Annotated in this window: 18 protein-coding genes; 8 read left to right on the top strand and 10 right to left on the bottom strand. The window is 44.9% G+C overall.

What is annotated here, in order from left to right; all coding sequences use genetic code 11:
- Positions 1 to 25: 25 nt before the first annotated feature.
- The 5 genes from QUA70_RS06880 to QUA70_RS06860 all read right to left on the bottom strand — a co-directional run bounded on the left by QUA70_RS06880 (position 26) and on the right by QUA70_RS06860 (position 6652).
- A complete protein-coding gene (locus tag QUA70_RS06880) occupies positions 26 to 1591 on the bottom strand; it encodes a hypothetical protein (RefSeq protein WP_333345831.1) in 1566 nt (521 codons plus the stop codon).
- Positions 1592 to 2073: 482 nt separating this feature from the next.
- On the bottom strand, positions 2074 to 2958 hold the full coding sequence (locus QUA70_RS06875) for a hypothetical protein (protein WP_333328942.1): 885 nt from the start codon (positions 2956 to 2958) through the stop codon (positions 2074 to 2076).
- Between the two features lie 122 nt (positions 2959 to 3080).
- Entirely contained in the window at positions 3081 to 4457 is a 1377-nt protein-coding gene (locus QUA70_RS06870; protein ID WP_333345825.1) for an oligosaccharide flippase family protein, read from the bottom strand.
- Positions 4458 to 4639: 182 nt separating this feature from the next.
- A complete protein-coding gene (locus QUA70_RS06865) occupies positions 4640 to 5428 on the bottom strand; it encodes a TIGR03943 family putative permease subunit (protein WP_333345822.1) in 789 nt (262 codons plus the stop codon).
- Between the two features lie 144 nt (positions 5429 to 5572).
- Entirely contained in the window at positions 5573 to 6652 is a 1080-nt protein-coding gene (locus QUA70_RS06860; RefSeq protein WP_333345819.1) for a permease, read from the bottom strand.
- Positions 6653 to 7635: 983 nt separating this feature from the next.
- Between QUA70_RS06860 and QUA70_RS06855 the strand changes: the two genes are divergently transcribed.
- On the top strand, positions 7636 to 9075 hold the full coding sequence (locus QUA70_RS06855) for an ATP-binding protein (RefSeq protein WP_333345816.1): 1440 nt from the start codon (positions 7636 to 7638) through the stop codon (positions 9073 to 9075).
- A gap of 272 nt (positions 9076 to 9347) precedes the next feature.
- On the opposite strand, the gene dnaN is transcribed toward QUA70_RS06855, so the two are convergent.
- The 3 genes from dnaN to dnaA form a co-directional block, all read right to left on the bottom strand.
- Positions 9348 to 10487: a DNA polymerase III subunit beta gene (dnaN, locus tag QUA70_RS06850; protein ID WP_006632140.1), complete on the bottom strand. Its 1140-nt coding sequence runs from the start codon at positions 10485 to 10487 to the stop codon at positions 9348 to 9350.
- 775 nt (positions 10488 to 11262) lie between these two features.
- Positions 11263 to 12375: an IS630 family transposase gene (locus tag QUA70_RS06845; protein ID WP_333345813.1), complete on the bottom strand. Its 1113-nt coding sequence runs from the start codon at positions 12373 to 12375 to the stop codon at positions 11263 to 11265.
- A gap of 80 nt (positions 12376 to 12455) precedes the next feature.
- Positions 12456 to 13823: a chromosomal replication initiator protein DnaA gene (dnaA, locus tag QUA70_RS06840; RefSeq protein ID WP_333328960.1), complete on the bottom strand. Its 1368-nt coding sequence runs from the start codon at positions 13821 to 13823 to the stop codon at positions 12456 to 12458.
- A 208-nt stretch (positions 13824 to 14031) separates the two neighbouring features.
- Here dnaA and QUA70_RS06835 point away from each other — a divergent pair, with 208 nt between their 5' ends.
- The 5 genes from QUA70_RS06835 (at position 14032) to QUA70_RS06815 (ending at position 18737) form a co-directional block, all read left to right on the top strand.
- Positions 14032 to 15273, top strand: coding sequence for an HhoA/HhoB/HtrA family serine endopeptidase (locus QUA70_RS06835; RefSeq protein ID WP_333345810.1), 1242 nt, complete (start codon positions 14032 to 14034; stop codon positions 15271 to 15273).
- A 96-nt stretch (positions 15274 to 15369) separates the two neighbouring features.
- Positions 15370 to 15903 (top strand): peptide deformylase, encoded by a 534-nt coding sequence (gene def, locus QUA70_RS06830; RefSeq protein ID WP_333345808.1) that lies wholly within the window; start codon positions 15370 to 15372, stop codon positions 15901 to 15903.
- A 166-nt stretch (positions 15904 to 16069) separates the two neighbouring features.
- A complete protein-coding gene (locus QUA70_RS06825; RefSeq protein WP_333345805.1) occupies positions 16070 to 16639 on the top strand; it encodes a TerD family protein in 570 nt (189 codons plus the stop codon).
- A gap of 101 nt (positions 16640 to 16740) precedes the next feature.
- A complete protein-coding gene (locus QUA70_RS06820) occupies positions 16741 to 18030 on the top strand; it encodes a TerD family protein (protein ID WP_333345802.1) in 1290 nt (429 codons plus the stop codon).
- A 107-nt stretch (positions 18031 to 18137) separates the two neighbouring features.
- Positions 18138 to 18737 (top strand): TerD family protein, encoded by a 600-nt coding sequence (locus tag QUA70_RS06815; RefSeq protein WP_333328978.1) that lies wholly within the window; start codon positions 18138 to 18140, stop codon positions 18735 to 18737.
- A gap of 144 nt (positions 18738 to 18881) precedes the next feature.
- Here QUA70_RS06815 and lysS read toward each other — a convergent pair whose 3' ends face one another.
- On the bottom strand, positions 18882 to 20435 hold the full coding sequence (gene lysS / locus QUA70_RS06810; RefSeq protein WP_333345799.1) for a lysine--tRNA ligase: 1554 nt from the start codon (positions 20433 to 20435) through the stop codon (positions 18882 to 18884).
- A gap of 160 nt (positions 20436 to 20595) precedes the next feature.
- On the bottom strand, positions 20596 to 20895 hold the full coding sequence (locus QUA70_RS06805; protein ID WP_333345796.1) for a hypothetical protein: 300 nt from the start codon (positions 20893 to 20895) through the stop codon (positions 20596 to 20598).
- Between the two features lie 36 nt (positions 20896 to 20931).
- On the opposite strand from QUA70_RS06805, the gene tkt reads away from it, so the two are divergent.
- Positions 20932 to 22947 carry a transketolase gene (tkt, locus tag QUA70_RS06800; RefSeq protein ID WP_333328988.1) on the top strand — a complete coding sequence of 672 codons (2016 nt, stop codon included), beginning with the start codon at positions 20932 to 20934 and terminating at the stop codon, positions 22945 to 22947.
- A 677-nt stretch (positions 22948 to 23624) separates the two neighbouring features.
- The gene (locus QUA70_RS06795) at positions 23625 to 26420 is read left to right on the top strand and encodes a PAS domain-containing sensor histidine kinase (protein WP_445251616.1); all 2796 of its coding nucleotides are present in this window, start codon (positions 23625 to 23627) and stop codon (positions 26418 to 26420) included.
- The last annotated feature ends 2 nt before the right edge of the window (positions 26421 to 26422 follow it).

The following is a 26422-nucleotide window of genomic DNA, read 5'->3' as shown; positions in this document are numbered from 1 at the left end:
GTGCGATCTCAAATCTCAAATTGATTTATGGTAGCCAGCGGGGGTGATAGCCGGCAAAGGGAAGTTCTTCTGGCTGTAGTTTTGCGGGAGAACCGTTTGCGGGTACTTCTACTAAGGGTAGCAGCCAGAGGCGGCTGGTGGCGATCGACTGTCCACTATCGTTGCGGGGACTGTCTGCTGCTGAAGGAGTTACTGCTGTGACTGATTGGTCGAAAATTAATGCCAGCCCGTCGGGAGATAAACTGATTTGGGTATCTAATTGGTTGGGCAAAATCAGCAGCGGTTTGATGGTTCCTACCAAACGAGTCCCCTCTTTTTTGAGGTCGATGGTGGCGATGAAAGGCTGTTCTTTGTAGCTTTCTGTTTTGAGGCGTTGGGCTAACAAACAGTAGAGACGCTGAACTTGGTTGTCTTGGTTTTTGCGGGGGTCGAAATAAACGGCCATAATGCTGCCGGGAATACGCAATATTTCTTGTTCTACACCTTGGTTATCTAAGATGAAAAGCGATCGAGTAAAGTCGCTGTTGTATTTAACATAGGCGGCGGCAGAGTTGTCGCGGGCCATGCCCAATACTTGTTCGTATTTTGGCAAAAATTCTACTGGGTCTGCTTCCGGTTTGAGAGGGACGATCGCTAATCCTTGTTTTTGAGATATTACCATCGATTTGCTATCGGGGCGAATCATAAAATCTCCGCCTTGTTCATTTTCCAAGCGTCGGGGCGGCGCTTTTTCTTCCACAATCCAAGGACTGAAATCGCCGGGATTGCTGCGGTTGACGCGCTGGACAACTATGATTTTTCCGTCGGCTGAGAGGTCGAATTTCAGGTTTTGGTAATCTTTGGAGTCTAAGATTTTGTCGATTCTACCGGCTGGGTATTTTTGTTGAGTTCCTGAGTCCGATTGGGGGTTGAGGCCGGTGGTGACTGTGAATAGTTCTTGATTTAGAGTGCCGCGAGTACGGGCGATTGATCGATCGGTGGCTGAGAATAAAATGCGATCGCTGTCGGGATACGGTTTAAAATCGGTAACGACTAAATCTTTGGGAGTCAGCGGTATCGGTTTTGATTCGCTGCTGGTGAGATTGACTAGCATTAATCTGCTTTCTGTTTCGCCTTGGACACCGATGTAAGCAAAAGCTCGATCGCGGCTGCGAAAGGAACTGCTAAACGGTTGCATTGGCGTTCCTTTATTTTGGTTTTTTTCTCCGAAATACTTATCGGTTGCTCCAGCGAGTTTGACTGTGTAGGTAACGCCGTAGGGTGCTGGATCTTTGATGGTGTAAGCCATGCGTCTTCCAGCCCAACTAAATTTACCGGGCAGGGGGGGTTCTAGCTTTAAGTTTTCCTCGACGGTGGACTGGTTCATCGGCCGAAAGAATGTGAGGAGAAAGCCGGTATCTTCGGCGCCGATTTGTTTGTTTTGCCAGGTAAATTCTCGCACTCTGGGTGCTGTGCGATCGCCGCTCAGCAGCAGCAGCCCTATTAAGAAGCTCAGCACTAGCATGAGGAAGATGGCCGTGCGGTCGATCGGCTGTTTGAATGGCAGATTAGCGAAGGGTGAAGGATTAATTTTTTTCTTAAAAATACTCACAAATCTTTCTCTCCTACTTTCGGCTGAAAATTAACTGCCAAATTCTCCCTCTTAAATTTTACCGTCTTGGGCGTACTCCCGACCCTCTGAAACGGTTTTTTTTACCAGTGAAAAGGAATGCAACGACGTATGTTGGTAAAAAACTCGGTTTCTGAAAGTGTTGGTACTTTCAGGACTGAATTAAACTCACAAGCTTAAATCCGTGGAGTATGCGGCACTTCCAACAGTATCAACCGAGTGGAGATGTGAAATTATAGATTTTACCTTTTAGGAGGCCTCAGAGCTAAAAATTGCTTGATCGAGAGAGGCTTTGAGGAAAGTAGAGCACCCTACTATTGTGCCAGTTGCGTCCAACACTGTTTGAAATTTTTGATTTTTAATTTAATCTCCAATCTCAAATCGCTAGTTCTTTAATAGGTTGAGGGGTAACGCTGGCTATCTACCCATCCTACTAAGAATCATGACCACTACTTATATCCCTTTCACGAACCCTTGACGATTGGTGTGTGGGAATTCTTATTAACCGCTGATAGTGTATACGGAGATTCCGGTTCGGGATATAGCTTAGAATATTTGCTATCGTAATGCCTGACCTCAAAATAGTTTAAGTTTGACGGGTGAGGCTTATATAGCGAGAAACATTCCAACAGACAAAAAGTTGCTGCACTCTCTAAAAGCCCGACATTCACTACTTGATTTTTGAAGAAGCGACCTGATTTGATCCAGTGTTTCATCTGGCTTTTTGACAAGCAGTAAAATGCTGAATGAGGATTGCTAAACTCAGCAAATTTTACACTTTCTATCTCTACACTAGATAGCTGATTCCACGAGAGCTGCGAATCTACTGTCAAATCAATATATCTCTTGGTTCCTTGATACATTTCAAAACGGTTTGGGTAAAGAATAGCATTCTCATAGCCGCTTTCTCGGTTAAATTTTTCTAATTTTTCTAGAACGAAAGCATCGTACAAAACAATGTCATCTTCTATGAATAAAAACCAGTCAAATTTTTCTACTCTTTCGACAAATTCTTCCTGAAGTCTAAACTCTACAAACATGGGGTCGCATTCAGGGCCTTCTTGTATCTGAATGCGCTTAATTTGATATTCGGGTAAGTAGGCTGTAACGTGCCTGTTCGGTAGAGTTTGGATAGTAATACTCAGGTCGCAATGAGCAAAACTCGTCAACAGTCCATCTATTGTGTGCCTGAGTCTCTCTATTTTTTCTGCGCCTTTTTCGGGATTGTTAGATTCTTCAACTGATGTAATGTGTGCGACAGCGGCAAAGACTTTGGGGCGTTCTTTTTCGGGCTGTTCGTTTTCTTTGAACAAATTTATAATGCGATTTCTTTGGTAAAAAAACATCATTTTAGTATACCTCGTGGCTACTCTCGATATTTCTTGTAACAGAGCCATTTGTAAAAAGATAAAGTGCATTACTTTTCTTCTTGTATTATTTTCGGCTGACATATAGACAATCTCCTTTTGGTTTACTGAAACAGTTGATTGATTGGAACTAAATCCATCGGTGATATTTTATCGATTGGCAGACCAAAATTAAAAACGACTCTACACCCAAGTAGAGTTGCCAGCACCCCTACAAACAGCGCTGTTAATTGAATATCCTGCCAAAAACAAGTTAGTCCTTCTTTCCACAAACCGTAGTTAGTTACTGCATAGGTAGGAAGGTCGCCGAGAGCTACAGCAATCACGGCACCTAAATTACCTTTTAAGTAGTATCCCAGCGGTATACTTATACATAGATTCACAAAAGTCAGTAGATTGCCTATAGCTGGGTACTGAGACTTTCCTACGGCTAACAGACAAGAACCCATCATATTGTGGAGGGTGGTGTGCCAGATACCTAACGCCAAGATTGGCATCATCCAAGATGCCGCCGCATACTCTTTTCGATACAGTATTAAAATTAACTGATCTCCAAAACTCACAAAAATTGCTAAACCTACGGCTAATGGTATTAGAATTAGCTTGCGGTTCTTGAGTATCTTGGCGCGCAACTCCTCCCGCGGCAACTCTGCCAGCATAGAAATCGAGGGAAAAATCACCCGCCCACTAATGGCGATGATGACTTGGCGTGGCATATCCCCCAGGGTAAAAGCGATTCCGTAAATGCCCAACATTGTTAAAGTAAATATTTTCCCGAGGATGAGTCTATCGGCTTGAGAACACAAGAAAAACAAAGCCGTAGACAAAAATATCCATTTCCCATAAGAAAATATTTCTTTAGCTGCTGCTTTATCCCAAGCAAAGCGGTTTGACTTGCCGGGAATCAAAAAATGGCTCCATACTAGCTCCATTAAAGCTCCAGTAAAGCCAGCGACGAGGATCGCCCAGATGCTGCGATCGAACCAGGCCCAGACAATCATCACTGTTGTAGAAACAATCTGTATGACCAACTCAAAAATTACTACTTTCTTCACTGCCATTTTGCGTTCTAGGCTGGCTGTGGCAGTGGATTTAAACCCTCCTAGTAAGGAATTTATACCTATTATTGGAATCAACCACAGAAGACGGGGCTCTTCATAAAAACTAGCAACGGGCTGGGTAATTATAATCAAACAAATGAAAATGAACAAGCTGCGAATAACTTGCAGTGTCCAAGCGGTGTTGAGAAATTGAGGATCTTCCCCGCGCTTATTCTGGATGATACTTGGGCCCAAACCTATGTCTGTAAATAAGTTGATCCCTGTTATAAAAACGTAGCTTAGACCTACCAGACCAAATAATTCGGGCAAAAGCAGACGCGTCAGGATTAAGTTACTGCCAAATCGGATAATTTGACTGCTTCCATAGCTGGCGATCGTCCAGGCAGCACCTTTGATAGCTAATTTTTTTTCTGATGACATATACTCAGAATTTATTTCCTAATTACGAGTGTAGTTGCTGAATTTGTTATTTGCAACTCCTACAGGATGATGCTGCCACTTTTCTTGCTGACTTTACCGTATCTTCATAGGTATACGCAAGTTGGATCGGGACTGTCCATCTCGCAATAAAGGTAAAATTTAATCTCATACTTACTCTCCATCTAATAATCATAAGGGTTTTTGGGTTCAGGAATTGGTTTGAGGGAGGATGCTTGAATGATTAATTTGCGCTTGCCTTGCAGTTCTTCTACGATCGTTTCTCCTTCTATTTCTAGCCAACTGTCTGGGGCAAAGGTGGTGCGACCTTGACCGATCAGTAATTTTACTGGCAACCCGATCGGATAAGCGTCTGCCGCGCAGCAGGTAATGATAAAACGCCCGATCCACATATATTGTTCTGCTAGGTTAGGGGGATGAATTACAAATCCTTGAACTTTGACTTTTTGACCTCTGTATGTATCCGGTTCGGGGTTGAAATTTAACAGTCGCACCCATTCGACGAGCGATCGCTGTTCGGGTTTTGTAGTATTGCGAAATTCTTGGGGTTGCAGTCTGGTGATGGGCAGGGATTCGGTGAGGCCTCGTTCTAATGCTGTCTGGCTGGTAAAAGTGCGTGGCGTTGTGAGTAAACCTATTAATGCGACGCTCAACATTAAGGTGCTACCGATACTGGGGGGAAACAAAGTAACGTGTTCAACTTCTGTGATTCTGAGAGAGTTATTTGCTGCTGATGTCCGCGATTGCTTTGTGAGGCGATCGAGTTTTAAGAGTTCCCAAGTTTTTAACCCGCCAATAACCATTAAGCCGATTCCTCCCGCTAGAGTCAAGCCAAAGTAATTGGGGTGAATGAGAATGCTTAATTTGCCGCTAATCCAATATTTAAGAAGCAGTATTCCCCAGGCTAAGATAGCTAGGGCGTCCAGCCAAGGGCTAATTTTTTTAAGATTCATTTTTTAATAGTGATTGGGAAACAAGAGGGAAGAGGGAAGAGGGAAAAGAAAAAAATACTTACCCGTATATCCGTGACTTCCGTGTCGTGGAGCAAGGTCATTGAAAATCGAAAATGGTATTAGTGGTCTGTTCGAGCTAATTTATTAACCTAAATGCAAGTTGACAGCGAGGGTCATTAAAAAGGTTAACTGAGCTGCCAAGACAATTAAGTAAACTACGGATCTACCTTTAAAAATTGACAGCATTAAACCGATGCCTTTGAGGTCAATCATCGGGCCGAAAACGAGAAATGCTAACAGCGAACCGCTGGTAAATGTGGAAGCAAAAGACAGGGCAAAAAAGGCATCTACTGTAGAACAAATCGATACCACTGCGCCTAAGAGCAGCATGGCTAGAATCGAGGAAACGGGGCCTTGGCCCAGGTTGAGAATTAGTTCGCGGGGGGCTCCTACTTGAATGATGGCCGCGATCGCACTTCCGATCACCAACACTCCTCCCAATTCCCGCAACTCCTGTACCATAGTATCTAAAAGCAGGCGCAGACGCTCTTTAGAAACAGGGTGGAACATCGAGGAACGTTTCGAGGTTTTTTCTGTTTTGCCTGTTTGTAATGGCTGCCAGTCGTCTTGTAGCAAAGATTCGATCGGCACCGCCCCCCCCGGCTGACCGAGCATAAATGTTCCCGACTGCAACAGCAGCGGAGTGTTGGCTTGGACGAGTTCTTTTTTGGAAAACTCTGGTTTTGGGAGGGGAATGGCGCGGGCTACAGACGGGTGCAGCAGAGGCCGCAAGTCTGTTTGGGCGCTGAACACCCAGCCGATAATTGTGGCTATAGACAGAGAAAATACCACCCGCAAAACTACAATTTCTGGTTGATCGCGAAATGCCGTCCAAGTCGCCCAAATTACCACGGGGTTGATGGTTGGGGCTGCAAGCAAAAAGCCGATGGCGGCTGGTGCGGGCACTCCCTGCATCAGTAGCCTGCGGGCTACTGGCACGTTACCGCACTCGCACACGGGAAACAAAAAGCCGATCGAACTGCCCATCAAAGCCGCCAGCAGCGGGTTTCGCGGGATGCGCGATACGAGTTTGCGTTCGTCTACAAAGCCCAGCAGCAAACCTGAGAATAAAACTCCCAGCAGCAGAAAAGGTATTGCCTCTACTAACAAGCTGAGAAACAGGGTGAAAGCATTGTTTAACTGATTTGGCAGGGCGGGTTGCATCGATCACCTACGGGTAGATTGCTATTTAGTTATACGTCTTTGGTAGAACTGCTTGTATATCATAACAAAGCATAGCACTAAATTAAGATCCAGTTATTTTTTTTAGCCTTTTTTTTGCTGGATTTTGTAGATATTATAATTTAATCAATCCTGCTGCCTTGAATAATTGGGACTGGTTAAAGTTGTTTGAATTTAACAAAAATTTTATTCATATCCGCCTCGTACAGCCAATCAATAATTGACTCTGCCAACCGTCGCAGATTTGATAGATTTTGCGGTTAACAATAATTGATTGTAGAACAAATGCCAAGGCAGATTTTGGAGATTGCGGGCGAGGCTAAGTGTTTTATATAACGATCGCTATAAAATTGGTTTTTAGCGATGACTTTAGTTTTCACTACAAACCTATAGGTGACCCACTGGCAGGTGTGTCGCTGGCTGAGCGTTACGGGGGGTTGCGAGTACCGGATCGGGGAGATGGGATAAAATCGCCTCAAATGCCCTAGCTTGAAAGGCGTCCCGCCATCGCGATTGCAAGCTAAAACTCCGGGACGCGACCCCCCGAATTTCTGCTTTTAACTTGTCTGCTGACGGGCTGCATCGTGTTGGCGATCGGGCAATTGCGATTTTATTCTATTGTCAATCAATTATATTTCTCAGTACAAAAACGTATTAACAAAAGGTTAAGACGATAACTTAAGGTTAATGAATAGTTAAATAGTCGAACCAAGCGTTAATACCGCTCAAGTCAGTATAAAATAAAGTCAGGTATAATTACCAGGGCGCATTTATCTGGGCTATTCTCAATCTTGCCTAATACTTTAAGTGGTAAAATTCCATTTACTACAGTCAGTTTTTTGTGTAATTTAAAATGCAGTTTGCCAGGGGGATGCCGGTCAAAGCACTCAGCCACTCACCTGCTGACCTTTGGTAGCTGAATGTCTGCCGGCAAATAGAACCCAAAAAAGCGTGCTGATAAATTTATGTTGAATACCTCCTGCGTAGAAAGACCCGTCCAACCCATCTCCGAGGCTGACCTAGGAGAACTTTGTTTAGACTCTACTCTCCAACAATTGTCGCTTTACGATTTTCAGGTAGAAGCTACGGATTGGGGAATGCGAATTTCTCAGATGTTAGAAGCTAATCCGCTATTACCGGGAGTCATTGTGACCCATCAAGGTGAATTTGCAGGCATGATTTCCCGGCGGAGATTTTTAGAATTTATCAGCCGTCCTTTTGGGCGAGAATTATTTTTAAAACGACCTGTGAGGGCTTTGTACCGCTTTGCCGAAACTGAGAGTTTAATTTTTCCCAGCAATACTTTAATCGTGGATGCAGCCAGGAAGTCGTTGTTGCGATCGAAAGAACTGCTTTACGAACCGATTGTAGTTCAAGTGTCGCCTCAAACTTATAGTTTGCTAGACGTGCACGAACTGTTAGTAGCCCAATCCAACATTCATGAACTAGCGACAAAATTGCTGAGGCAGCAAACTCAATCTCAACTAATTCAAACCGAAAAACTAGCCAGTTTGGGGCAGATGGTAGCTGGAGTCGCCCACGAAATTAGAAATCCCCTCACCTGCATCAGCGGAAATCTCGGCTTTTTGTCCAACTACTCGAAAGATATCATGGAGTTGCTGTCTGCTTACGAACACATTGTGGGTGACAGCGAAAAAATTGGCGAACTCAAAAAACACATAGAATTTGATTTTTTGCAAGAAGATTGGGTGGAAATTCTCAAAAGTATGAAAGTTTCATCACAGAGGCTGACCGAACTCGTCACCAGTCTGCACACCTTTTCTCACATGGACGAAACCCATTTGAAAGAAGCTAACATCCACGAATGTATTGACAGTACGCTGCTAATTATGAAAAACCGTCTGAAGTACGGGATTAAAGTAGTTAAAAGCTATGGTGATTTGCCTTTATTCAAGTGTTACTCTGGTCAGTTGAGCCAGGTATTTATGAATATCATCAGCAATGCGATCGACGCTTTGGAAGAGGAACAAGCAGAAAAAGGTTTTGTGCCTGTGATTACTATTGAAACCGAGGTAATAGACAGTTCGGACGGAGACTGCGTGAATTCGGAATTAATTCAAAATTATGCTATGGGCGATCGACAAAATGCAAAACAGCTATCATCCGCCAGCCAAAACGGCGACTTCTCCCTAGAAGCGGCGGAAAAAAATCAAAATAACGCTTGGATAGCCATCCGAATTGCCGATAACGGGCCGGGAATTCCTCCAGAAATTCAGCGGCGGATTTTTGAGACATTTTTCACCACCAAACCGGCGGGGAAAGGTACAGGTTTGGGCTTGGCAATTACCCATCAAATTGTTACGGAAAAGCATAAAGGCAAGCTGAATTTGCATTCTACGCCCGGTACAGGTACTGAATTTGAAATTTTGTTGCCATTGATTTGAAGCAATAAGTCATATCAAATCTGTTAGCATCGGAATTATTCCTATCTCTCTTCTCTTGATCTGCGTGAATCAGCGTCAGTCCATTGTCATCTGCGGTTAATAAATTCTCTTTTTTTAACCGCAGATACAGGCAGATTAACACCGATTAACGCAGATGAATTATATCAATTCCGGTTGCACCATCGGTGATTGTTGATTGATGACTAATGACTAATGACTACTGACTAATGACTAATGACTACTGACTAATGACTAATGACTACTGACTCTTTTTAAGCTCTTAGCTGAACAGGCATTACCAAGAATGTAGCATTAACTCCGCCCAAAGGCTGGAAAATTACGGGGGCTAAAGCACCGTTTAATTGCAGTTGAATTTCTGGGGATTGAGCAGTTTTCAAAATGTCAATTAAGTATTTCACGTTGAAAGCAATATCTATGCTATCTCCAGAAATCTGTGCCGGCATTGACTCTTTGCCGCAGCCGACATCTTTAGCATCTACAGACAAAGTAATTTCCTGATTCTCCTCGTCGATGCTGCATTTGAGAATATTATTTTTTTGGTCGGCAAAAACTGCTATTCTTTCAACTGCTGCTAAGAACGATCGCCTTTCTAAGGTAATTTGTCGCTCAAAAGACGGCGGAATTAACTGCCGATATGCGGGATACTGCCCTTCCAAGGTGCGGGTTGTCAGCCGCTGGTCTGCCCATTCAAACACTACTTGACCGTGTTCAAAATGCAGGGTGACAGGTTCAGTCCACTGGCGCATCACCAGCATTCTTTCTACTTCCCGCAATGCTTTAGCGGGGACTGTCACCTCAAATTCTTCTTGGGTTTCTTCGCCTTCAGCTTTTTCATTGGCAGTTTGAACTACTGCCAATCTGTGGCCGTCTGTAGCTGCAAATTCCAAGCAATCTTGCAATACCTTTAAATGCACGCCTGCAAGTACCTGTTTTGCCTCGTCGGGGCTAGTAGCAAATAAAGTTCCTTTGAGTCCTTCTATCAAGGCTTCCGGCGGCAATTTGAGGATTGTTCCGGCTTCGATTGCGGGCAATTCTGGGAATTCTTCTGGGCCCATGCCTCTAACTTGGTAGCTGCCAGAACTGCAAGTGAGATATGCTACGGTGTCCCCCGCTTCGTCTTCTAAAGTAATCTCTCCATCTGGGAGTCTCGAAACAATATCGTTGAGTAATTTAGCGGGTATGGTAAAACTGCCGCCGCCTGTTACTTCTGCTGCGAAGCTGGTGCGAATGCCCAAACTGAGATCGAAAGCTGTCAAGCTAACCCGCTGATTTTCCTCATCCGCTACTAAGAGCACGTTGGCGAGTACCGGATGTGTCGGGCGGGAGGGAACGGCCCGACTTACCAACGAGAGGTTGGCGTTGAGGTCACTTTGGGTGCAAACCAATTTCATGGTAGGAAGGTTAATTAACCGGATTTGAAACAGAAACAAATCGTATCACAGAAAGCCAGCGGGTCGGTTTTTCTGTGTGTAGGGCTTAAGCATGGGGCTAGAAACCGGGTTTCTAGGCAAAATTTTGTCTGTAAAAACGAGAAATCTTCGTAGAAACCGGGTTTCTGAAGTCAGCGCGCATCGCGAATTATCTGTGTTGGGTGTGCAGGGATCATCAGTTTTTTTTAATTTATTGAATTATTTTTGTACCGATCGCCCTGTGGAAACTGTGGAAAAAAAAGCTAACTGCTTGCTGGGCGTCACTCTTAGGTAATAACTACTTGTGGAAAACTTGTGGAAAAGCTGTTGAGGTCGCCCATTTTTGTGCAAAAACTGTTTCGGGCGATCGAGTAAAGTTTTCCACAAACTGAGGGCAACTTTTCCACAGGTTTTTCCACAGGCTAGCTGCTACGCATAGAGATTGTCTGTTATGCGAGAGTTACCCCTTCGATCATAGGTGTCAACTTAAGCTTTTTGTCCGCCAGTCCTCCCGCCCACCCGGCACTCTTCGCCAGGGAATGAATTCCACGGGGCTTATAGCTAAATTCCTCTCAAAGAGGACTGAAGAACTCATTAGTCCTATGCAAGAGGATTTTAGCTTTGAGGCAGGGGTTTCAACCCCTGCCGAACTATGGGTTTTACGTTAAGTTGACACTAATGCCCTTCGATGATTCCCATCTTGAAATCGCTGCATAGAGTCATTGGTGTAACAACTGACAACTAAGCTGTTCGACATCTAAACTGCATTAACCAAGTTACCTTTGTTTTTTATCTTTCGGTTCCATTTCATAATTAGTCCTCCTTCATTTAACAGTTTATGTAACAGTGCTTCTAGTCTTTCAATGGATTCAAATAATCTATTAGCAACATATTCCTTGGCGGAATGCCATACTAATTCAATTAAGTTATAGTCAGGGCTATACTTGGGCAAAAACTCTATGATTAGATTCGGCATCTCTGACGCTATTTTCTGCAAAGTCTCTGCTTTTTTATGAAAACTAGCGTTGTCCAAAATTATCACAAACTTACAGCCTTTATCTTTAAAGTCTTCCGCTAAATTTCCTTGCAATATCCACTCTGCTTTTAAGTCTTCATAAAAATTTTTCAGCACAGCATAAAAATTAGCAGAATTCCCAGATGGAATAAAATCTACCCATCTTTTTTTATCTGAATATCTCACTCCACCCATGACATTAATACGACCTTTTCGTCGATCTCCTCTTTTGTTACTTCGAGTCCCTTTTTTACACCAGTTCTTCCTTCGGATTACTCTTAAACTAAATCCACTCTCGTCCCAAAACCATACCTGTAAAAGCTTTGGAGATTCTTTTTCTATTTTTAGATATTCAGCTACTTTATCTTTAAATAAACCCCTCTCTACGGTATCTTGTTTATCCTCTAAGCTATATTTCGCCCAGAGGTAAACATACTTTTTTGACTTTAAAATCCTCCTTACTTGAGTGCTACTCAGTTCAATTCCTGTCTTTTTTCCTAAATATATGGCAAGTCTAGCTGTTGTCCATCTCCCGAATTCATAGCCATATTTCTCAGGTTCTACTTCAATTGTCTCTAGAAGTAAATCAATGTATTCTTCTGTGGCTTTTCGGTAGTTACCCTTCATCCTATCATCTTTAAAACTGTCTAAATTCTCAGGATCACCATGAATACTCCAATAAGCAACTTTTCTTAGAGAACATCCAATTAGTTCAGCAGTTTGAGCTTGTGTATTTCCGTTATTTAGTAACAAAAAAATTAAGGCTCTTTGCCGAATGTCTGGATGCTCATGCTCTTTTAATACTTGTTGAATAGTTTCCTTTGTTTCGGAACTTAGAAAGTTTTTAGCAGGCATTCACTTTTTCTGAATATCATTATGTTATATTATACCAATATGCGTTTTAAATGCACAACAGCTTAACAACTGACTTCTTCTCAAGTTTTGCGGCTGACAACATTAATTCGATCGCTCAACTGACGCAAAGTTTGAGCCAAATTCGGGTCAGTGTTCCGCAACTGAGCAATTTTGTCACAACTGTAAAGCACAGTCGTGTGATCTTTGCCACCGAACACTTCGCCCACTTTCGGCAAACTCAAACCAGTATGCTGCCGAATTAAATACATCCCTATTTGACGTGCCAGACTAATTTCTCGCCTGCGGGAAATGCCTTTCAAATCTTCAACAGAAACATCAAACTCCTCTGCCACAACTGCAATTACTGCATCGGGAGTCGCCTCTACGCTTTCAGTTTGCGGGTTCAAAACCGGGGTGATATTCTCCACGGTCATCGGCAAACCGGTAATTGAAAGATATGCTACCGCCCGAATCAAAGCACCTTCCAATTCCCGAACGTTGGAAGTGTAACTAGAAGCAATGTATTCAATGACATCTCGCGGCAGACGCATATTTTCATACTCGGCTTTTTTCTGCAAAATTGCCATCCTAGTTTCCAAGTCTGGCAATTGAATGTCGGCAATTAATCCCATGGAAAATCTGGAACACAAACGCTCTTGCAGGCGTGGGATTTGCTGCGGCGGGCGATCGGAAGCTAAAACTACTTGATTCCCGGCTTCGTGCAAAGTATTAAAAGTGTGAAAAAATTCTTCTTGAGTATATTCTTTGCCTTCTATAAATTGGATGTCGTCTATTAATAAAACATCGGCTGCTCGATAATGATCGCGGAAAGTTTGCATACTATCTTTCCTAATTGCGGCGATTAAATCGTTAGTAAATTTCTCAGTAGAAACGTAAAAAATCTTGGCGTTGGGGTCAATTTCCAAGCGATAATGACCGATAGCCTGCATCAAATGAGTTTTGCCCAAACCAACGCCACCGCACAAAAATAGGGGATTGAATTCTCGGCCAGGAGACTCAGCTACCGCGAGGGAGGCTGCGTGAGCCATGCGGTTGTTAGAACCGACAACAAAGCGGGAAAATAGGTATTTGGGGTTTAAATTGGCGGGTTTGGGGGGGTGAAGCGAGTGGCTTTCCATATCGGCGATGGGGGAGGGCCAAATCATGGCGGAGTCACTGCTGCCGCCTGTTTCGTTTCCTCCGGCAATGGTCAAGTAAATGTCTACGGGATAGCCGAGAATTTCGTAGACTGCATCGGCAATGGTTTTGACGTAATATTTTTGCAACCAATTGCGAGCAAAGGGGTTGGGGGCGCTGACGATCAAACAGTTATTTTCGAGTTGTTCGGCGCGGGCAGTTTTGATCCACGTCTCAAAGCTAGGTCTGCTCAGTTGTACCTGGAGACGTTCAAGTATCTGATTCCACAGACTTTCGAGGGGAATGTCCATCGCTCACCTCTGCCGATCGGCATTCAAGAGATTAAGTTTATAGTCTAGAGAGTTTAGTCGTCAGATGCTAAAGTTTAAGGGAGTCTGCCGTAGCTTGCGGGGCGGGACGCCATCGCCCAAAAATTTTGCGGCTCTGCAGCCCAAACCAGGTATCGGGGAGCTGTTCAGCAAATATTTAGATTTGGCAGGAAAGCCTTAAAACATGGCCATGAAGAGTTCTACTGGCAAATTTTGGAAGCAACCGGCAATTTACATATTGCTGCTGGTAACGGGAGCCGGGGCCGCCATGTTGGGCGATCGTCTGACGGTTTCTCAATTTCGTGCAAATTCTGGCGATTCGGGACAAAGGGCGCTGGAACCGAAATTGCAACTGCCTCCTAATACAAAGGATCAAGCTAGCAAAGTCTTGCCGCCTGTTTCCTTGTCCGGCGACGCGGCTAATGTGAATTTTATTGTGGCTGCGGTGGCAAAAGTTGGCCCGGCAGTGGTTCGGATCGATGCTTCGCGCCGGGTGAAACCGGGAAATAGAGGGCTGTCGCCGGAAGATTTTTTTGGGAGAGAACCGAATTCGGGCGGCCGAGGCGGGATCGAACGGGGCACTGGTTCGGGTTTTGTCATCGGTGCCGACGGCTTGATTCTCACTAACGCTCACGTTGTAGAGGGAGCCGATACGGTAAATGTAACTCTCAAGGACGGCCGCAGCTTTCAGGGGCAGGTGTTGGGGGCGGATAAGGTGACGGATGTGGCTGTGGTGAAGATTGAGGCGAATAATGTGCCTGTGGTGACGATCGGCAATTCGGATAAGCTGTTGCCTGGGGAATGGGCGATCGCGATCGGTAATCCTTTGGGTTTGGACAATTCCGTAACTGCGGGGATTATTAGCGCTACGGGGCGATCGAGCTCTGATGTGGGCGTACCCGACAAGCGGATCGGTTTTATTCAAACAGACGCTGCAATTAATCCGGGGAATTCCGGTGGCCCGCTGCTGAATGCTTCGGGCCAAGTTATTGGCATGAATACGGCGATTATTCAAGGTGCTCAAGGATTGGGGTTTGCCATTCCCATTCAGGCGGCCCAACAGGTGGCGAAGGAACTGATTACGACGGGGAAAGTCGAACACGCTTATTTGGGAATTGAAATGGCGACGCTGACTCCAGAGGTTAAAGAGCAAATTAACAGCAACGCTAACAGCAGCCTGCGAGTTACAGTCGATCGGGGTGTGGCTATTGTTAGTGTAGTTCCTGCTTCTCCCGCTGCGGGGGCAGGTTTGCGGGCTGGAGATGTGATTCAAAAAATTAATAATCAGCCGATTATTCAGTCGGAAGCTGTTCAGGAGTTCGTGCAAAATGCTAAGGTTGGCGGTCTGTTGCAAATGGAAATCAACCGCAACGGGCAAATAGTTAATTTGACTGTTAAACCGGGGAGTTTGCCAGTTCAAAAAGTTCGATAATCTGTTGACAGTTGACAGTTGACAGTTGACAGTTGACGGTTGACAGTTGACAGTTGTTACCATATACCAATTAGCAATTACCAATGACTAATTAATATGGCAGAACTCTTACAAATCTCACAATTAGGAAATCCCGTGCTGCGCCGCCCGTCGCAAGTTGTCGAGAATATTCAGGACGATCGCATTCAAGAGTTGATTGACAGCTTAATCTCTACCGTACAACACGCGAACGGAGTGGGGATTGCCGCCCCTCAAGCCGCTCAGTGCGATCGTCTGTTCATCGTCGCATCGCGCCCCAACCTGCGGTATCCCCAAGCACCCAGCATGGAGCCCACAGCGATGATTAATCCCCGGATTGTGGCGGCATCCACAGAGACAGTCAAAGACTGGGAAGGCTGTTTGAGCATTCCGGGGATTCGGGGATTGGTGCCCAGAAGTAGGGCGATCGAGATAGAATACACCAGTAGAGACGGCAAACTCCACCGACAAGAATTGACCGATTTTGTGGCCCGAATTTTTCAACACGAACACGACCATTTAGATGGAATCGTGTTTTTAGACAGAGTGGAAAGCACCCAAGAACTGATGACAGAAGATGAGTACCAAAAGCAAATTGTCAACCTGCTATAGCCGCAAAAATTCAGGGTACAAAGCGCCCGGATTTATGCGTGGGGTCAATTCTAAAATCTAAAATCGATTGACAGAAGATAAGTACCAGCAGGAATTTGTCAAGCTACTCTAATAATTGATATAATTGCGATCAATAACGCCATTGATGTTGTGAATAGGAGGGCGAATGTCTATCAATTTGGAAAAAGGCGGGAGAATCAATCTCTCTAAAGAAGCACCGGGGCTAAAAAATGCCGGGATTGGTTTGGGATGGGATACCAATGCTACAGACACCGGCGCAGCATTTGACTTAGATGCTTCCGTGTTTATGTTGGGGGCTACTGGCAAAATTCCCGGCGAAAAATACTTTGTTTTCTACAACAACAAGGAGTCGCCGGACACTGCTGTAATACATCTGGGAGATAGCCGAACCGGAGAAGGCTTTGGCGATGATGAAACAGTTACCGTCGATTTAACCAAAGTCGATCCGGCGGTGCAAGAAATTGTGTTTGTGGTAACTATCCACGAAGCAGAATTGAGAAGGCAAAACTTCGGTCAAGTGCGGAATGCTTTTATCAGGATTTACGACACTACTACTAATACAGAGGTAGCTAAGTACGATTTGGACGAGGAGTTTTCTAGGGAAACTGCGGTGGAGTTTGGCAGACTTTCCAAGAAAGACGGTGAGTGGAGGTTCCAAGCTGTAGGACAAGGCTATAATTCAGGCTTACAGAAGTTTGTAGACCAGTATGCCTGATAAAAGGTGAGCGCTCCTAGCTAAATAAATCGAGGGGAAATTCGGAAGCAGGAATGTTTCCCTCGATTTTAAGCAATCAGACTCATGAGGTGATAAACCAGATGGGCATTCAATTAAAGAAAGGTGAAAGATTTAATCTTTCTAAAACATCTCCAAGTTTAACAAAAGTTGCGATCGCCCTGGGGTGGGAAATAGCAACTGAACTAAGTTTATCGAACTCAAACCCGCAAAGCTGCGATATCGATGCCTCTGTTTTTGCGTTAGGTTCAGACGGCAAGATTCCCGATGAAAGATACTTTGTATTTTACAATAACTCGCAGTCGCCGGACGGAGCGATCGCCCATTCGGGAGATAATCAAACTGGTCAAACTCAAGGAGATGACGAGACAATTTATGTAGACTTAGAAAAGGTAACGGCTGCTGTTGAGGAAATGGTTTTTGTGGTCACGATTCACGACGGACACGCTAAACATCAAAATTTCAGCCACATCAGAAATGCTTTTATCCGATTGTACGATCGCGAAACCGACAGCGAACTAGCCCGCTATGATTTAACAGAAGCTTTTTCTGAAGAAACAGCAGTCGAGTTTGGACGGTTGTATAAAAAAGATGCAGCTTGGAGATTTCAGGCCGTAGGGCAAGGATATAAAGCAGGGTTGCAGAGTTTTGTTGACAAGTATCATTCAGAGATTAAACCGGAAGAAAAGACACTAGAAGCGCCTAAAGTCAAGAAAGTAGAACTGCCTAAATTAGAGATGCCTGAAGCTAGCCGGAAAATTCAGAAAGGTATGGCAATAAAACTTGAAAAAACAGGCGACTCGCACAAAATAAACCTCAGTAAATCAGGTAGTTCTGAGTTGCTTGCAGTTCACGCCAATCTCGACTGGGAAGAAGTGCAAAATCGGGGCAGATTTTCGGGAAAATTCCTGGGAGTAAAGGGGACTCCCGATCTGGATCTTGGTTGTATGTACGAGATGGCTAACGGCGAAAAGGGAGTGATTCAGCCCTTGGGAAAATGCTTCGGCTCAAAAACGTCTTCACCCTACATATTTCTCGATAAAGATGACCGCACTGGCGCGACTGAGGGAGAAAATATGTATATTTTTAGACCTGATTTGATTAAACGGGTGATGTTTTTTGGTTTCATCTACGCAGGGGTTCGCGACTTTAAAACTGTGCGGGGACGAATGTTGTTCAAAATCAGCAACGGTGAAGAAGTATATCTCGAACTCGATAATCCAGATAGCAATAGAAATTTTTGTGCGGCGGCTATGATTGAGAAGATAGGTTCCCAGATTGTAATACTCAAAGAGGAAAGATACTTTCGCGGACATGAAGAAGCCGATCGCTACTACGGATTTGGATTTAATTGGTATGCCGACACTAAGTAGTGGTGGCAGTCGAGTAGAGTTCATCCAGTTAAATAAAACAACTGGTTGAACAACTGATATCTTCCAATTTACTTAAGTTCTAATACACTTTAGGGAGTCACAAAACTATGGCTATCAACTTGACAAAAGGACAATCGATCGTTCTCAGCAAAAGCGAATACGACTTATCCCGATTAACAATGGCTTTGGGCTGGGATGTAGCACAAGCTAAAAAAGGTCTTTTCGGCCGAAGCAGCGGTGCCAATTTTGACTTAGATTCCTACGCTCTGCTGCTGGGAGAAAATGGCAAAATAAAGAACTACAAAGAGGATGTAATTTATTACTCTCATTTGGAGTCAAATGACAAAACAGTTGTTCACTCAGGCGACAATCTCACGGGGGCTGGAGACGGAGACGACGAACAAATAGTGGTGAAACTGAGCTCTTTGCCAGCACAATATCACAAAATTATTCTGGGCGTAAATATTTACGATGGAAAAGAAAGAAAACAGCATTTCGGTCTGGTACAAAATGCTTTCGTGAGGGCGGTAGATGCCGCCGGGAAAGAAATAGCTCGCTATCGCTTGTCAAATGACCCTTCTTATGAAGGAAAATTAAATATGTTGATGGGAGAAGTTTATCGAGAAGGCGGCGAGTGGAAGTTTAAGGCTTTGGGAAATCCTTTGGCTGAGGATATGAACGGTGTTGTCGGTTCGTTTATGCGGTGATATTAAAGATGTTTTTTTAACCGCCGATAAACGCAGATAAACGCAGATGAAATTCCATCTGCGTTTATCTGTGTTAATCCGCTGATATCTGCGGTTAAAAAATCCCCCTTTACTTATTAGACATCTGAAAAAAAGCTACTCCAATCAATCTTTAATCGGCCGCATTGTCGGGAACATCACCGCATCGCGGATGCTTTGAGTATTAGTTAAAAGCATCACCAATCTGTCTACGCCGATACCCATTCCGGCACAGTTAGGCATTCCCAAAGATAGCGCTTGAATAAAGTCTTCATCCATTGGATGCGCTTCGTCATCGCCGGCATTTTTCTGCGCCAACTGTTCCTCAAAGCGCTTTCTTTGCTCTTTCGGATCGTTCAATTCTGAGAAGCCGTTCGAGTATTCTGTACCGTTGATAAATAGCTCGAAACGTTCTACAAATCCCGGCTTGCTGCGATGTCCTTTTGCTAAGGGACTGACTTCGACAGGATAGTCGATGATGAATGTAGGTTGAATTAGTTTGGGAACAACTAATTTGTCAAAAACTGCATACAGCACGTAGCCTAAACTCTGTTGTTCTAGCTTAGACAGGTGCAATTCTAGTTTGGTTGCAGAGGCGATCGCACTTTCTAAGTCCAAACTGTCAAAATCCAGCCCAAATTCGTCTCTGACAGCTTCTACCATCGTTTTCACTTGCCAGTGTTTGCCGTTGAAACCGGGATATTTTTCGCTGTAGTCGAACTTGCGTTCTAAACTAATTGTTTCCCCCTGATTTTCAATTTCCTTGACATCTCCAAATACAGCCGCTGCTGCGAAACACATCACGTCTTCGACAACTCCTAAAATGTCGAAAACATCAGCATAAGCTTGGTAAACTTCTAAAGAGGTAAACTCGGGATTGTGGGTGCTATCAATGCCCTCATTTCTAAATGCTTTCCCTAGTTCAAAAACTCGCTCGAAGCCGCCGCAAATTGCTCTTTTTAAGAACAGTTCTGGAGCCACTCGCAAATACAAATCTACCTCTAAAGCATTGTGGTGAGTGATGAAGGGTTTAGCAGCAGCACCGCCGTAAATAGCTTGCAGTGTTGGCGTTTCTATTTCGTAAAAATTGGCTTGCCACAGATAGGAACGGATGCTTTGAACGATGCGGCTGCGAAGCATAAAACGGTTGAGCGCATCTTGGTTGCTTGCCAAATCCATTTCGCGGTGACGGCGGCAAACTTCGGGATCGTTAATTCCGTAATAAGCATCGGGAAATTGAATGGTAGCTTTTGATAAAAGCTTTAATTCCCGCACTAAAATAGAAAGTTCTCCCCTGGGGGTGCGACAGCCGATACCTTCGACGCCGACAAAATCGCCGACATCGAGCAATTTTTTAATTTGTTCAAAGCTCAAACCGACTTCGCCTGTGACGATTGCTTTCTCGATTTTGAGTTGAATTTTGTCTGTGGCGTCTTTTAAATCGATGAAACCAATTTTGCCGCTGTCTCGCTTGGAAGTGATGCGGCCAGCTAATCGCAGGGAAATTTCTTCGGGGTCACTTTCTCCGTTTGCGAGTTCTTTTCCTGGCTGACTAAATATTTCGCGAACTTGCTTGGCTGTGTGCGATCGCGCGTAGGATTCACTGGGATATGGTTCTATGCCTTGCGATCGCAGTTCGTCTACTTTTTGACTGCGGACTTCGGCTTCACTGAGAGTCATTAGTTATTGCCTGATTAAAATTACAAATATCTGACATCTTGCACTATTCTGGCGATCGTGTGAACGGGTGGGCTAGAAGAACCCAACCCCTACTCCCCACAAGAAAATTCACTCTTTCTGGAACAGGCATCTTGGCTGTTCGTGACAAAGCTGCAAGATGTCAGAAACACCAAACTCTATCATAATAGGGCTGCTTTGAGAGCCAATTTGCCAAATAATAAGTTACACCCTCTCGTAGCCCGATCGCACACAGCCGCACTCGCCCCAGAAATATCTCCGATAACAATTTGCGATCGACTGCACAAAGCGACCGAAACATTAAAAAATTAAGTTGTCTGTCGATCGCAACAGGTGAGATGATATGTAGTGCAGCCTCACGGCAGTTCCATCGAAACTGAACAGTAGAGACGATAGTCGTCGATCGAACTCGGCTCATCGCACCTCTGTCAGAATCGACCACACACACTCTCTCTTAGTACATATAAAAACCAGAATTATGGCTGTTGCAACCCAATCACTCGAAGAACTCTGCATCAACTCTATCCGCTTTCTCGCCATCGATGCGGTAGAAAAAGCAAAATCAGGACACCCGGGACTGCCGATGGGCGCTGCCCCTATGGCTTTTGTGCTGTGGGATCGGTTCATGCGGTTCAACCCCAAAAACCCCAAGTGGTTTAATCGCGATCGCTTCGTCCTCTCAGCCGGCCACGGCTGTATGCTACAGTACGCCCTCATGTACTTGACCGGCTACGATAGCGTCACCCTCGACGACATCAAGCAATTTCGCCAGTGGGAGTCCAAAACCCCCGGACACCCCGAAAACTTCATGACAGAAGGCGTAGAAGTTACCACTGGCCCCCTGGGACAAGGAATTGCTAATGCCGTCGGTTTGGCAATGGCAGAAGCTCACCTCGCTGCTAAGTTTAACAAGCCCGACCACAAAATTGTTGACCACTACACCTATGTCATCATGGGTGACGGCTGCCACATGGAAGGCGTTTCTGGCGAAGCTTGTTCTTTGGCCGGACACCTCGGACTCGGCAAATTAATTGCCTTGTACGATGACAATCACATTTCTATTGAAGGCGACACCAGCTTGGCCTTTACTGAAGATGTGGGCAAGCGTTTTGAAGCTTACAATTGGCACGTCATTACAGTAGACAATACCGCTCTAGACGAAGATACTAACCTAGAAGCAGTTCACAAAGCTATTGAAGAAGCCAAAAAAGTCACGGACAAACCGTCCATGATTAAAGTCCGTACCATCATTGGTTACGGTTCTCCCAACAAGCGCAATTCCTACAGTGCTCACGGCGCTGCTTTGGGTAGCGATGAAGTGCAAGCAACTCGTGATTTCTTGAAGTGGGAACACGCACCGTTTGAGATTCCTGATGATGCTTTGTCACACTTCCGCAAAGCAGTCGAACGTGGCGCTCAATCTGAGCAAGAATGGCAGAAAGCTTTTGATGCTTATAAAGCAGCATATCCTGCAGAAGCTGCAGAATACGAGCGCACAGTTGCCGGCAAACTTCCCGAAGGTTGGGATAAAGTTTTGCCGACATACAAGGCAGAAGATAAGGCCGATTCGACTCGGAATCATTCTGGGAAATGTTTGAATGCTTTGGCAAGTGTGTTACCTGAACTGATCGGCGGTTCCGCTGACTTGGCATCTTCTAACATGACTTTGCTCAAGGGTGAAAAAGACTTCCAACAAGGTCAGTACGAAGGACGTAACCTGCGGTTTGGTGTGCGGGAACACGGCATGGGTGCGATCGCCAACGGTATGGTACTGCACGGCGGTTTGATTCCTTACTGTGCTACTTTCTTGGTATTTGCTGACTATATGCGGGGAGCAATTCGCCTCTCTGCACTATCGGAAGCTGGAGTTATTTACGTAATGACTCACGACTCCGTAGCCTTGGGCGAAGACGGCCCGACTCACCAACCGGTGGAAACCATCGCTTCTCTGCGAGTAATTCCCGATTTGTTGGTAATGCGCCCTGCGGATGGTAATGAAACATCCGGCGCTTACAAAGTGGCAGTTGAAAGCCGCACCCGCCCAACTTTAATGGCTTTGTCGCGCCAAAATCTGCCCAACTTGGCTGGAAGTTCGATCGAAGGAACGGCCAAAGGCGCTTACATTTTGTCCGACGACGGCGGCACTCCCGACATCATTTTAATCGGCACCGGTGGCGAAACATACCTCTGCGTTGATGCCGCTGAAAAATTGCGCGCCGCAGGCAATAAAGTGCGCGTAGTTTCGATGCCTTGCTGGGAATTGTTCGACTTACAAGATGCCGCTTACCGCGAATCTGTACTGCCAAAAGCTGTTACTAAACGGTTGGCCGTTGAAGCAGGTTCTAGCTTCGGCTGGGGACGTTATTTGGGTTCTGAAGGCGATAGCCTCAGTATTGACAGATTCGGCGCTTCTGCACCGGGCCCCGTTGCTTTAGAAAAGTTTGGCTACACCGTTGATAATGTGGTAGCTAAGGCTCAGGCGCTGTTGGGTTAATAGCAGCAGCATAATTTTTGGTGGGGCGGGCTTCGGGCTCGCCCCATTTTTTATAGCAAAAGGAAGTTCGGCAACGGATTCGCTTTCTTCCGATGTAACAGATGTAACGGATGGATGGAAGAAGGTTTTAGTTATTTAGAAGATAAGGAAGAAGGAAGGAAAAGCTAAAATCCTAAAATCTTAAATCGGCATAAGCTGCTACGCATCTAAATTGTATTTTTGGGCGGGCGGGACGCCCAACCCCTACTCCCCACAAGAATTTGCTCGAATTTGATTGCCAAATTTAGATGCGCCTCAGCTTATAGGGTTTCACTTCGTCATACCTCACATCTTGCACCATTGTCAGCAACAGGGAAGATGCCAGTTCCACAAGAAAATTCATCTCTTGTGGAACAGGCCGGAAAGCCTGTTCATAAAAGGATGATTGAGAATGGTGCAACATATGAGTTATACCCAACCTAGAGCTCGCTACAGCTTGCCAATCATTGAGAATTGCTATATTAAGACTTACGGAAGAAAAACCAGTTTCTAGAACAATATTCGGTTTGGCAATGAGGCCTTTATGAAGAAACCGGGTTTTTAGCCTCCCGTGCATCCAAAACTATATATTTCAGAGAGTTAAGATAAGTTATAAGTTATTGCGTTAAATTACTCCTTCCCCATTTCCCATTCCGTTTATGATTTGGAACTTTTTAAATCACCTGTTATTCACCGGGCATTATCTTCCTCAGGCCCACTGTTACCTTTGGCAGCCAGAGCTACTCGCGCTCCACATAGTATCAGACTCTATGATTGCCCTGGCTTACTATTCAATACCCCTATCGCTAATTTATTTTATTTTTCAGCGAAAAGACTTGCCCTTTCGCAATATCTTTTGGCTGTTTGCAGCCTTTATTATCTCCTGCGGCACTACTCATATAATGGAAGTTTGGACGCTTTGGCATCCTGTTTATTGGGTTTCTGGCTGTCTGAAAGTTATGACCGCCGCGATTTCTGCTTACAGCGCTTTTGCATTAATTCCTTTACTTCCTCAAGCATTAACTCTCCTCAGCCCAACTCAATTAGGGATGATAGATCTAATACTGCAAAAAGAAATCCTTGAACGCCGAGAAACAGAAGCTCGCTATCAAACTTTAACTGAAGCTTCGCCGGTGGGAATATTTTATGCAGATGCTGGAGGAGACTGCTTGTATGTCAACGAGCGCTGGTGTCAAATTTCGGGAATTACCTGTGATGAAGCTTTGGGCAAAGGGTGGTTGCAAGGCATTCATCCAGAGGATCGCGATCGGGTTTTTGCTGAATGGTATAGCGCCGCGCAGGAGAAATTGCCCTTTAAATCAGAGTACCGATTTCAAGGCATTAATCACACTCAAATCAGTTGGGTATTCGGTCAATCTGTTGGTCAAATCGGAGAGAATGGGGAGGTGGAAAGTTATGTCTGTACTATTACTGATATTACAGAACGCAAGCAGGTAGAAGATGAAAATCGACGGCTCAATGAAACTCTGGAGCATCGAGTTGCTGAGCGCACGGCTCAAATGGAAAGTTCTAACCACAAATTGCAAAAAGAAATAGCCTACCGCGAAAAAATTGCTCTCACTTTGTTGGAATTGACGCAGTTGCAAAAGGCAATTCTTAATAGCGCTAACTACACCATTATTTCTACAGATACCGACGGTACAATTAAAACATTTAATCGGGCGGCAGAGCAACTTTTAGGTTACTCGCGAGAAGAAGTGGTGGAAAAAGTCACGCTAGCAATAATTCACGATCCTCTGGAAATAGTTAAAAGAGCTGAAGTTCTTTCTCAAGAATTGGGAGTGAAAATAGAGGCGGGAATTGAAATATTTTTTGCCTTGCCGTGCCGGGAAATCGCTGACGAAAATGAATGGACTTACATTCGCAAAGATGGTTCGCGGTTTCCGGTACTGCTGTCGGTGACTGCCTTATTTGACAGCAACGGAAATATTAACGGTTTTTTGGGTATAGGTCAGGATATTAGCGATCGCAAACAAGCTGAAAAAGAGCTGCGCGACCTCACTAATGCCATGCAAAATGCGGTGGAAGGCATTTCGCGGCTGGATATTGAGGGGCGCTACGTGAATGTTAACCGAGCTTACGCTCATAAATGCGGTTACGAACCGAAACAAATGCTTGGCATGGAGTGGCAGCTCACCGTACATCCGGGCGATGTTGAGATGATGCTCTCAGCTTATCAGGAAATGCTAATTTCTGGCAAAGTAGAAGTTGAAGCTAGAGGCGTTCGGAAAAATGGCTCGTTTTTTTACAAGCAATTAACGATGGTAAAAGCTTGGGACGAACAAGGGATATTTAACGGTCATCACTGTTTTATGAAAGATATCACCGAGCGCAAACTAACGGAAAGAGCCTTGCAGGAAAGCGAATTCAAGTACAGGCAAATAGTTGAATTAGCAGAAGAAGGTATTTGGGTAATTGACAGCAATGCCCTCACGACTTACGTCAATCACGCGATGGCGCGAATGCTCGGGTATAGTGAATTAGAAATGTTCGGGCGGCCGCTTTTTGATTTCATGGACGAATCGGAAAAACAAAAAGCTCTTGATAATGTCGAGCGGCGCAAGCAAGGTATTGGTGAACAACACGAATTTAAATTTAAAAGCAAGGATGGCAAAGATATTTGGACTGATCTGTCTACCAGTCCAGTCAGGGACTCCCAGGGGAATTTGCTGTCTTGTTGTGCCTTGGTTTACAACATTACAGAGCGCAAAGAAGCCGAGCAGCAAATGCTGCAACTTACAGAAGATTTGAAGCGTTCCAATGAGGAATTAGAACAATTTGCTTATGTGGCTTCCCACGATTTGCAAGAACCGCTCCGAGCCGTTACCAGTTACACTCAATTGCTTGCCCAGCGCTATCAAGGAAATTTGGACGATCGCGCAGATAAGTATATTAATTATATTGTCGATGGCGCCACCAGAATGCAGCAGTTAATTAACGATTTGTTGGCGTATTCGCGCCTGGGAACGAGGGGTCAGGAGTTTGAGCAAGCCGACTGCAACGCTGTGGTTAAGCAAACTATGTGCAATTTGCAAATTGCGATCGCCGAAACAAAAGCTGTAATCACCTGCGACGCGATGCCAAGCGTGATGGCGGATGAATCTCAACTGGTGCAATTATTCCAAAATTTGCTCGCCAACGGCATCAAATTTTGTCGCCAAGATATCCCGTTGATTCATATCGCTGCCCGCAGGGAAGAGAGCGAATGGGTGTTCAGTGTCCGCGATAACGGCATTGGCATCGATCCGCAGTATGCCGATCGCATTTTTATCATTTTTGGGCGCCTGCACTCCCGCCGCGAATATTCTGGTACTGGCATAGGTTTGGCGATGTGCAAGCGCATTGTTGAACGCCATGGCGGTCGCATCTGGGTGGAATCTCAAGAGGGAAAAGGAGCGACTTTTTACTTCACTATTCCTATAATTAGTAGCTGAAG

It is taken from the genome of Microcoleus sp. LAD1_D5 (assembly GCF_036702115.1).
In the GTDB taxonomy this organism is placed as follows: domain Bacteria; phylum Cyanobacteriota; class Cyanobacteriia; order Cyanobacteriales; family Microcoleaceae; genus Microcoleus.
This window is presented reverse-complemented; position numbering and strand designations above follow the sequence as displayed.

Excerpts from the sequence above, each read along its gene's own strand:
- QUA70_RS06875 (WP_333328942.1), bottom strand. The coding sequence starts at position 2,958 with ATGATGTTTTTTTACCAAAGAAATCGCATTATAAATTTGTTCAAAGAA.
- QUA70_RS06870 (WP_333345825.1), bottom strand. The coding sequence starts at position 4,457 with ATGTCATCAGAAAAAAAATTAGCTATCAAAGGTGCTGCCTGGACGATC.
- QUA70_RS06865 (WP_333345822.1), bottom strand. The coding sequence starts at position 5,428 with ATGAATCTTAAAAAAATTAGCCCTTGGCTGGACGCCCTAGCTATCTTA.
- QUA70_RS06860 (WP_333345819.1), bottom strand. The coding sequence starts at position 6,652 with ATGCAACCCGCCCTGCCAAATCAGTTAAACAATGCTTTCACCCTGTTT.
- QUA70_RS06855 (WP_333345816.1), top strand. The coding sequence starts at position 7,636 with ATGTTGAATACCTCCTGCGTAGAAAGACCCGTCCAACCCATCTCCGAG.
- dnaN (WP_006632140.1), bottom strand. The coding sequence starts at position 10,487 with ATGAAATTGGTTTGCACCCAAAGTGACCTCAACGCCAACCTCTCGTTG.
- QUA70_RS06845 (WP_333345813.1), bottom strand. The coding sequence starts at position 12,375 with ATGCCTGCTAAAAACTTTCTAAGTTCCGAAACAAAGGAAACTATTCAA.
- dnaA (WP_333328960.1), bottom strand. The coding sequence starts at position 13,823 with ATGGACATTCCCCTCGAAAGTCTGTGGAATCAGATACTTGAACGTCTC.
- QUA70_RS06835 (WP_333345810.1), top strand. The coding sequence starts at position 14,032 with ATGAAGAGTTCTACTGGCAAATTTTGGAAGCAACCGGCAATTTACATA.
- def (WP_333345808.1), top strand. The coding sequence starts at position 15,370 with ATGGCAGAACTCTTACAAATCTCACAATTAGGAAATCCCGTGCTGCGC.
- QUA70_RS06825 (WP_333345805.1), top strand. The coding sequence starts at position 16,070 with ATGTCTATCAATTTGGAAAAAGGCGGGAGAATCAATCTCTCTAAAGAA.
- QUA70_RS06820 (WP_333345802.1), top strand. The coding sequence starts at position 16,741 with ATGGGCATTCAATTAAAGAAAGGTGAAAGATTTAATCTTTCTAAAACA.
- QUA70_RS06815 (WP_333328978.1), top strand. The coding sequence starts at position 18,138 with ATGGCTATCAACTTGACAAAAGGACAATCGATCGTTCTCAGCAAAAGC.
- lysS (WP_333345799.1), bottom strand. The coding sequence starts at position 20,435 with ATGACTCTCAGTGAAGCCGAAGTCCGCAGTCAAAAAGTAGACGAACTG.
- tkt (WP_333328988.1), top strand. The coding sequence starts at position 20,932 with ATGGCTGTTGCAACCCAATCACTCGAAGAACTCTGCATCAACTCTATC.
- QUA70_RS06795 (WP_445251616.1), top strand. The coding sequence starts at position 23,625 with ATGATTTGGAACTTTTTAAATCACCTGTTATTCACCGGGCATTATCTT.